The organism is Streptomyces sp. NRRL B-24572 (genome assembly GCF_002156145.1).
Lineage (GTDB): Bacteria > Actinomycetota > Actinomycetes > Streptomycetales > Streptomycetaceae > Streptomyces > Streptomyces vietnamensis.
Genome location: NZ_MWIG01000143.1, coordinates 1 through 8939, shown reverse-complemented (window position 1 = coordinate 8939; position 8939 = coordinate 1). Strand labels below are relative to the sequence as shown.

The following is an 8939-nucleotide window of genomic DNA, read 5'->3' as shown; positions in this document are numbered from 1 at the left end:
GCGGCCCCTGGAGCGGGTCCGCACGCTCTACCGGGGCGACCGGTTCAGCTTCACCACCCACCTGGGGCAGCAGGACTGATCGCACGCCAGGCCGGAGACCCCGGGTTGATAACGGAACGATAACGGGTCTGGTCCAAGCTTGTCGGTCCGTTCACCGTCCCGTCGTCCGCCGGATCCGTCCGGTCCACCCGATCCCGCGACCGTCGTCGTCATGAAGGTGATCGTCGTAGGAGCCGGCGTGGTGGGAACCATGCACGCCTGGCACGCAGTGGAACGCGGCCACGAGGTCGTACACATCGAGCGCGAGGCCGAGGCGCGCGGGGCGTCGCTCCGCAACTTCGGCCAGATCTGGGTGAGCGGCCGGGCCGGCGGGGAGGAGCTCGACACCGCCCTCCGCGCCCGCGAACTCTGGGAGGGCATCGGCGCCCGCGTCCCCGGCCTCGGCTTCCGGGCCATCGGCTCCCTCACCCCCGTACGGAACGAGCTCGAACTCGCCGTCGCCGAGGCCGCCGTGGCCCGCCCCGACGCCGCAGCCCGCGGCTACAAGCTCCTCACGGCCGCCGAGGCGCGCGCGGTCAACCCGGCCCTGCGCGGCGACTTCGAGGCGGCCCTGTGGTGCGAGCGGGACGCGGCCGTCGAGCCGCGCCTCGCCCAGCTCGCCCTCCGCGAGGCCCTCCTCGCCACCGGGAAGTACACCTTCCTGCCCAACCGCGAAGTCCGGGACGTCGTAGACGCCAATGGCAATGGACGCAGCGGGGTCCGCGACGACCGCGGCGAGGTCCACACCGGCGACGCCGTCGTCCTGTGCACCGGCGCCTGGCTCTCCGGCCTCGTCCGCGAGGTCGCCGGCGAGATACCCGTCCGCCGCGTCCGGCTCCAGATGATGCAGACCGAACCCCTCGGCGAACCGCTCACCACCTCCGTCGCCGACGCCGACTCCTTCCGCTACTACCCGGCGTACGCGTCCCCCGCCCTCGACGCCCTCAACGAGGGCCAGGCGCAGGACCCGACCGCCGCCGCCCACAAGATGCAGCTGCTCATGGTGCAGCGCCTCGACGGCGGACTGACCATCGGCGACACCCACGAGTACGAGCACCCCTTCGCCTTCGACACCCTCGAAGACCCCTACGAGCACCTCACCCGCGTCGTCGAGTCCTTCCTCGGCCGCCCGCTGCCGAAGATCAAGCGCCGCTGGGCCGGGGTGTACGCGCAGTGCGTCGACACCAGCAGGGTCGTGCACCGCCAGCAGGTCCGCGACGGCGTCTGGCTGGTGACGGGCCCCGGCGGCCGCGGCATGACCTGCTCGCCCGCCATCGCCGAGACGACCGCGAACGAACTGGGCTGGTGACCACCGTGAAGAAGCAGACGACCGACATGAACCTCGTCGTACTCGACATGGCCGGCACCACCGTCGCCGACGGCGGACTCGTCGAGCAGGCCTTCACGGCCGCCGCCGAACGCCTCGGCGAAGACCCGGCCACGATGATCGACTACGTCCGCGCCACCATGGGCGAGTCCAAGATCTCCGTCTTCCGCCACCTCTTCGGCGGCGACGAGACCCGCGCACAGCAGGCCAACCTCGCCTTCGAGGCCGCGTACGGAGAGCTGGTCTCCGGCGGACTCGTCGCCCCCGTCCCCGGCGCGGCCGAGGCCATCGCCCGGCTGAAGGACCAGGGCCGCACCGTCGTCCTCACCACCGGCTTCGCCCGCGTCACCCAGGACGCCATCCTCGACGCCCTCGGCTGGCGGGACCTCGTCGAGCTGACCCTCTGCCCGGCGGACGCGGGCGGCCGGGGCCGGCCCTACCCGGACATGGTCCTCGCCGCCTTCCTCCGTACCGGAGCCGTCGACGACGTCCGGCAGATCGTGGTCGCCGGCGACACCTCGTACGACATGCTCAGCGGCGTCCGCTCCGGCGCCGGGATCGTCGCCGGCGTCCTCACGGGCGCGCACGACGAGACCGCGCTCAAGGAGCACGGCGCCACGCACGTCCTCGCCTCGGTCGCGGAACTCCCGTCCCTGACAGGGGAGTACGAGGGGCGCACGGCATGACCAGCGGCATCCGCTTCGACGGCGTCACCGTCGCCTACGGGAGCAACACCGTCCTCGACTCCCTCGACCTGACCGTCGAGCCCGGCGAGGTCATGGCGCTCCTCGGGCCCTCCGGCTCCGGCAAGACGACCGCGCTGCGGGCCGTCGCCGGATTCGTCCGGCCGGCCTCCGGACGGGTGTTCATCGGCGAACGCGACGTCACCGCGCTCCCGCCGTACAAGCGGGGCATCGGCATGGTCGTCCAGCAGTACGCCCTCTTCCCCCACCTCAGGGTGGACGCCAACGTCGCCTTCGGCCTCAAGGCCCGGAAGGTGCCGAAGGGCGAGGTCCCGGGGCGGGTCGCCGAAGCCCTGGAGATGACCGGCATGGCGGCCTACGCCCGGCGCTACCCCCGGGAGCTCTCCGGCGGCCAGCAGCAGCGCGTCGCCATCGCCCGGGCCCTCGCCATCCGCCCGAACGTGCTCCTCCTCGACGAACCGCTCTCCGCGCTCGACGCCCAGCTGCGCTCCGGGATGCTCGCCGAACTGGCCCGACTGCACCGCGAACTCCCCGACGTGTCGATCCTGTACGTCACCCACGACCAGGTCGAGGCGCTGACCCTCGCCGACCGGATCGCCGTCATGGACAAGGCCAGGCTCCAGGACTGCGGCACCCCGCAGGACCTGTACCGGCGGCCCCGTACGGAGTTCACGGCGTCGTTCGTCGGCAACGCGAACCTGCTGCCGGTGACGGTGGCCGCGAAGGGGGTCACCTTCGAGGGCGTCGAGCTGGAGGTGCCGGCTTCCGAGGCCGCGCCCGGCGCGACCGCCACCCTCTGCGTCCGGCCGCACCTCGTCGGCCTCGGCCCCGGACCGAACGCCCTGAGCGGGCGGATCACCGAGGTCCAGTGGCGGGGGTCCACGCACCGGCTGTACGTCGAGGTGGGCGGGCACCGGGTGAAGGCGGACGTACGGGAGCTGAAGGAGACGCCTCCGCTGGGGGGCCGGGTGACTTTGCACTTCGCGCCCGAGGATGCGGTGCTGCTCGCCGCGGGGGTGACCGATGGCTGAGGGTCTCCTCGAACGGCGGCCCGCACCGGGGGCCGTGCCCACCCTCCCCCGGACTCCGTCCGGGAGGGACCCCCGCGCCCCTGGCGGACGATTGCCCACGACAGTGCTCTGGGCCCTCCCTCCCGTCGCCGTCCTCGCGCTCGTCTTCCTCTACCCCCTCGCCCTCGTCGTCCGGGAGTCCCTCGCCCCCGGTGCGTACGCCGGGGTGTTCGCCTCCGCCTCCTTCCGCGAGGCGCTCGTCACCACCGTGTGGCTGGCCGTCGCCGCCACCGTCGGCTGTCTCGTCCTCGGCTTCGTGCTCGCGCTCGTGATCGCGTTCGTGCCCTTCCCCGGCGGGAAGGCGGTGTCGAAGTTCATCGACGTCTTCCTCTCCTTCCCGTCCTTCCTGATCACGCTCGCCCTGCTGTTCGTCTACGGCACGGTCGGCATGGCCAACGGGCTGTGGACGGACGCCACGGGAGCGGCCGAAGGGCCCTTCCACTTCCTCACCACCCCGTGGGGCGTCCTCCTCGCCGAGATCACGTACTTCACCCCGTTCGTGATGCGCCCGCTCCTCGCCGCGTTCTCGCAGATCGAGACCGCCCAGCTGGAGGCGGCGTCCTCGCTCGGCGCCCGGCCGCTGCGGATCGTGCGGCAGGTGATCCTGCCCGAGGCGCTGCCCGCGCTCGCCGCCGGCGGCAGCCTCGTCCTGGTCATGTGCCTCAACGAGTTCGGGATCGTCCTCTTCACCGGCGCCAAGGGCGTCACGACCCTCCCGATGCTCGTCTACTCCAAGGCCATCCTCGAATCCGACTACGCCGCCGCCTGCGTCGTCGCCGTCGTCAACGTCGCGCTCTCGGTCGGCCTCTACGTCCTCTACCGGGGGGTGAGCCGCCGTGCTGGTGCATAGCCGTACGGGAAAGTGGACGGCCTGGGTGCTGTTCGCGGTCCTCTTCGTCCCGCTCTTCGCCCTGCCCCTCCTCGTCATCCTCGCCGCCTCGTTCTCCACCCACTGGTCCGGCGCCTTCCCCTCCGGGCCGACCACCGCCCACTACGCGGCGGCCACCCGGGGCGAGTCCCTCCAGGCGCTCACCACCAGCCTGGTCACGGCCGTCACCGCGAGCGTGATCGCGCTGACCGTCGGCACCTGGGCCGCGCTCGCCGCGGCCGCGCTCGGCAGGAAGGGCAAGCGGCTCCTCGACGCCCTGTTCATGCTGCCGGTCGCCGTGCCGTCCGTGGTCGTCGGCCTCGCCGTCCTCGTCGCGTTCTCGCAGCCGCCGATGCTCCTCAACGGCACCCGCTGGATCGTGATCCTCGCGCACACCGTCCTCGTCACGGCGTTCGCCCACCAGTCGGTCTCGGCGGCCATCCGGCGCCTTGACCCGATGTACGAGCAGGCGGCGGCCAGTCTCGGCGCCCGCCCCTCGTACGTCCTGCTCCGGGTGAAGCTCCCGCTCCTGCTGCCGTCCCTGAACGCGGCCGCCGGGCTCTGCTTCGCCCTGTCCATGGGAGAGCTCAGCGCCACGATGATGCTCTACCCGCCGGACTGGATGCCGCTGCCGGTGCTCATCTTCACCGCCACCGACCGGGGCTCCCTGTTCACCGGCTCGGCGCTCGCCGTGGTCCTCATGGCGGCGACGCTCCTCGCCCTGCTGGCCGTCTCCCGCATCCGTACCAAAGCGTCCTACCGCTAAGTCACCCAGGCACTCAGGAGAGAACAACGTTATGCGTACGTACGCCAAGCCGGTCGCCGCCGTCACCGGCGCCCTCGTCCTCGCCGCCGGCCTCACCGCCTGCGGCGGCTCCTCCGACGCCTCCACCGAGAAGGTCGTCACCGTCTACAGCGCCGACGGCCTCAAGGGCGAGGCGGGCGACGGCTGGTACGACAAGGTCTTCGCCGACTTCGAGAAGCAGACCGGCATCAAGGTGAAGTACGTCGAGGGCGGCTCCGGCGAGATGGTGCAGCGCGCCCTCCGCGAGAAGTCCAACACCCAGGCCGACGTGCTCGTCACCCTGCCGCCCTTCATCCAGCAGGCCGGCTCCAAGGGCCTGCTCCAGAAGTACGAGCCGAAGGGCGCCGACCAGGTCGACGGCGCCGACAAGTCCGACGACGGCACCTGGACCTCCGTCGTCAACAACTACTTCGGCTTCGTCCACAGCAAGAAGGAGCTCCCGGCCGCACCCAAGACCTGGGAGGAGCTGCTCGACGCGAAGTACAAGGACAGGCTCCAGTACTCCACCCCCGGCGTCGCGGGCGACGGCACCGCCGTCCTCATCAAGGCGATGCACGACTTCGGCGGCAAGGAGCCGGCGATGGAGTACCTGAAGAAGCTCCAGGCCAACAACGTCGGCCCGTCCTCCTCCACCTCCAAGCTCGCCCCCAAGGTGGACAAGGGCGAACTCCTCGTCGCCAACGGCGACGTCCAGATGAACTTCGCCCAGGCCAAGTCCATGCCGAACCTCGGCATCTGGTTCCCGGCGAAGGACGGCGGCAAGCCCACCACCTTCGCCCTGCCGTACGCGGCCGGCCTGGTGAACAAGGCCCCGCACACCGAGAACGGCAGGAAGCTCCTCGACTTCATGCTGAGCGAGGGCGCCCAGCGCGAGGTCAGCGCCATCGGCGGCGGCTTCCCGGCCCGCAAGGACGTCAAGACCACCGACGCCAACGCCATCGAACTGGCCAAGCTGATGGACGGCGTCGAGGTCTTCGAGCCGGACTGGTCCGACATCGACAAGAACCTCGCGGCGTACGTCGACGCGTGGAAGTCCGCGACCGGAAGCTGATCGGCCGCCGATCGGCAGCCAAGAGTTCACCGTACGACTCTGGAAAGCCTCCGAACATCGCGGAAAGATAACGGGTACGGACCAACGCCCCTGAGGAATCGGGGGCGTTGGCGCGTCCCGACACACTTCCACGGACTCCACGGAGGACTCCGACATGCCGATCAACGGCATCTCCCGCCGCACCGTGCTCGCCGCCGCCGGTGCCACCGCGGCCGTCGCCGCCACCGGTCTCGCCACCGCCCCCGCCGCCCTCGCGGTCACCGCCCCGACGCTCCCGAACGGCACCAGCCAGGACAAGGTGCTCTTCGTCGGCATGGACGGACTGCGGTACGACCGGATCGACGCCGCCAAGGCCCCCACCCTCAAGTCCCTGATGACGAACGGCACCTACGGCCGCTCCCTGCTCTACGCCAACCCGATGGCCGGCACCCTCTCGGGACCCGGCTGGTCGACCATCTCCACCGGCGTCTGGCCCGACAAGCACGGCGTGAAGGACAACACCTTCGCCGGCCGCGACTACGGCCGGTACCCCGGCTTCCTCGCCCGCCTGAACCAGGTCCGCCCCGAGCTCTCGCTCTTCGCCGCCGTCGACTGGCCCGAACTCGACACGTACGGCACCGTCACCCCCGGCGCCGACGCCAAGCTCGTCTACAACAACGACTACGCGGTCAACGACCTCACGATCACCGACCTCACCGAGGACGTCCTCCGCAACCAGAACCCCGACGTCCTCTTCGTCTACTTCGGCGAGACCGACGAGATCGGCCACAACTACGGCGCCGCCAGCCAGAAGTACCTCGACGCCATCGACGTCCAGGACGGCTACCTCGGCCGGCTCCTCGCCGCGGTCCAGGCCCGTCCCACGTACGCCGACGAGCGCTGGACCGTCATCGTCGCCACCGACCACGGCCACACCGACGCCGGCGGCCACGGCGGCTCCAGCATCGAGGAGCGCCGCACCTTCGTCCTCGCCCAGGGCCCCGGCATCGCCGCCGGCGCCCGCCCCATCGACACCCGGCTCGTCGACGTCGCCGCCACCGTCTTCCACCAGCTCGGCATCGTCCCCGACCCCTCCTGGGGCCTCGACGGCAAGCCGATACAAGAGCGGTCGACCGACCCCTTCGACGCCCTCTACCCGTCCCTCTCCGGCCGCGTCGACGAGACCGGCATCCCCACCGGCGTCCTCGGCTTCACCCACACCGCGCCCAGCGGCTGGTCCGTCGTCAACAACGCCATGGGCACCGGCGGCATGACCGAGTGGCGCGGCTGGTCCTTCGCCACCGACGAGTTCTGGTCCCGCGCCCAGCGCGACCAGTCCCGCGAGCTCAACGTCCGCGCCCGGGGCGTCTTCGCCGTCGCCGACTCCGACGAGTGGGCCGACAAGGCGTTCTCCGGTACGTACGACTCGACGCTGGTCACGCCCGCGTACGCGGTCACCGGCGCCGCCCGCGTCACCCTCGACTTCACCACCTTCTACCGCCAGGAGGCGCCGCAGACCGCCCAGATCCTGGTGAGCTTCAACGGCGGCACGCCGACGGTCGTCAAGAGCTACACGGCCGACGTCGTCTCGCAGCCGCAGTCGGTCACGGTCGCCGTGCCGGCCGGGGCCTCGAACGTCAGCTTCCGTTTCCGTTACACGGGCTCCAACAACTGGTACTGGACGATCGACGGGGTCAAGATCAGCACTTCCTGACCTACGCTGGGGGCGTCGCCACAGCGTCGTCGCGTCGCCCCCAGCACACCGCACGTTCGTCACGTTTGTACGGCAGGAGTCCCGCACCCATGGCAGAGCGCAAGCCGATCGAATCCTGGCTCACCGACATGGACGGCGTCCTCATCCACGAGGGCGTGCCGATCCCCGGCGCCGACGCGTTCATCAAGAAGCTGCGGGAGACCGGGAAGCCCTTCCTGGTCCTCACCAACAACTCGATCTACACCGCCCGCGACCTGCACGCCCGCCTCGCCCGCATGGGACTCGAAGTCCCCGTCGAGAACATCTGGACCTCGGCCCTCGCCACCGCCAAGTTCCTCGACGACCAGCGCCCGGGCGGCACCGCGTACGTCATCGGCGAGGCCGGCCTCACCACGGCCCTCCACGACATCGGCTACGTCCTCACCGACCACGACCCGGACTACGTGGTGCTCGGCGAGACCCGTACGTACTCCTTCGAGGCGATGACCAAGGCCGTCCGCCTCATCAACGCCGGCGCCCGCTTCATCTGCACCAACCCCGACGAGACCGGCCCCTCCCTGGAGGGCCCGCTCCCGGCCACCGGCTCCGTCGCCGCCCTCATCACGAAGGCCACCGGCAAGGAGCCGTACTTCGCGGGCAAGCCGAACCCGCTCATGATGCGCACCGGTCTCAACGCGATCGGCGCCCACTCCGAGTCCAGCGCCATGATCGGCGACCGGATGGACACCGACATCCTGGCCGGTCTCGAGGCCGGCATGCAGACCTTCCTGGTCCTGACCGGTCTGACCACGCAGGCGGAGATCGACCGCTTCCCGTTCCGCCCGTCGAAGGTCGTGAAGTCGATCGCGGACCTCGTCGACCGCGTGTAAGGGGCACGGCGTCCAGCCCCTGCGGATGCGAGAAGCGCCGATCCGGGTGACCCTGCCAGTATCAGGAGGTCACGATGCGTTCAGGTCCCATTGCTCTCCGTGCCGCAGGGGCGGCCCTGGTGCTCGTCCTGGCACCGGCGGCCGGTGGCGCGTACGCCCACGACGGGGTGAAGGCGACCGTCACCCCGTCCACCGCCTCGCCCGGCGCCGACGTCGACGTCCGCGTCCAGGGCTGCAAGGGCACGACCGGCGCGGCCAAGTCCAAGGCGTTCGTCGCCGACGCGGAGCTGACCGGCCGGGACGGCGGGGGCGACCCGCTGTTCGGCGACACCACGATCAGGTCGGGCCTCCTGGACGGTACGTACGAGGTCAGCGTGGTCTGCGACGGCCACGACCACCCGGACGTCGGCACCGTGCGGATCCGGCACCAGCAGGAGCCCACGCACCGGCCCACGCACCAGTCGGCCCACCAGCCGACGCACCACGCCACCCCGGTCGCCCCGGTCCGGGCCG

The 8939-nt window shown here is 71.1% G+C and carries 9 protein-coding genes; all 9 read left to right on the top strand.

What is annotated here, in order from left to right; translation table 11 throughout:
• Positions 1-211: 211 nt before the first annotated feature.
• On the top strand, positions 212-1348 hold the full coding sequence (locus tag CCN56_RS09245; RefSeq protein WP_086825383.1) for a TIGR03364 family FAD-dependent oxidoreductase: 1137 nt from the start codon (positions 212-214) through the stop codon (positions 1346-1348).
• Positions 1349-1374: 26 nt separating this feature from the next.
• The gene (locus CCN56_RS09240) at positions 1375-2052 is read left to right on the top strand and encodes a phosphonatase-like hydrolase (RefSeq protein ID WP_086825387.1); all 678 of its coding nucleotides are present in this window, start codon (positions 1375-1377) and stop codon (positions 2050-2052) included.
• Positions 2049-3101, top strand: coding sequence for an ABC transporter ATP-binding protein (locus tag CCN56_RS09235; protein ID WP_086825381.1), 1053 nt, complete (start codon positions 2049-2051; stop codon positions 3099-3101). Before CCN56_RS09240 ends, CCN56_RS09235 begins: the two co-directional genes overlap by 4 nt.
• Positions 3094-3990, top strand: a complete 897-nt coding sequence (locus CCN56_RS09230; RefSeq protein WP_107484121.1) for a 2-aminoethylphosphonate ABC transporter permease subunit — start codon at positions 3094-3096, stop codon at positions 3988-3990. Before CCN56_RS09235 ends, CCN56_RS09230 begins: the two co-directional genes overlap by 8 nt.
• Positions 3977-4774 carry an ABC transporter permease gene (locus CCN56_RS09225; protein ID WP_086825377.1) on the top strand — a complete coding sequence of 266 codons (798 nt, stop codon included), beginning with the start codon at positions 3977-3979 and terminating at the stop codon, positions 4772-4774. The genes CCN56_RS09230 and CCN56_RS09225 overlap by 14 nt, the downstream gene beginning before the upstream one ends.
• A gap of 31 nt (positions 4775-4805) precedes the next feature.
• Complete coding sequence (locus tag CCN56_RS09220; RefSeq protein ID WP_086825375.1) at positions 4806-5864, top strand: 2-aminoethylphosphonate ABC transporter substrate-binding protein; 1059 nt, start codon at positions 4806-4808, stop codon at positions 5862-5864.
• 154 nt (positions 5865-6018) lie between these two features.
• Positions 6019-7557 (top strand): alkaline phosphatase family protein, encoded by a 1539-nt coding sequence (locus CCN56_RS09215; RefSeq protein ID WP_086825374.1) that lies wholly within the window; start codon positions 6019-6021, stop codon positions 7555-7557.
• 89 nt (positions 7558-7646) lie between these two features.
• Positions 7647-8426 (top strand): HAD-IIA family hydrolase, encoded by a 780-nt coding sequence (locus tag CCN56_RS09210; protein ID WP_030691536.1) that lies wholly within the window; start codon positions 7647-7649, stop codon positions 8424-8426.
• A 74-nt stretch (positions 8427-8500) separates the two neighbouring features.
• The coding region (locus CCN56_RS09205; protein WP_086825385.1) for a hypothetical protein at positions 8501-8939 on the top strand (439 nt) is incomplete at its 3' end.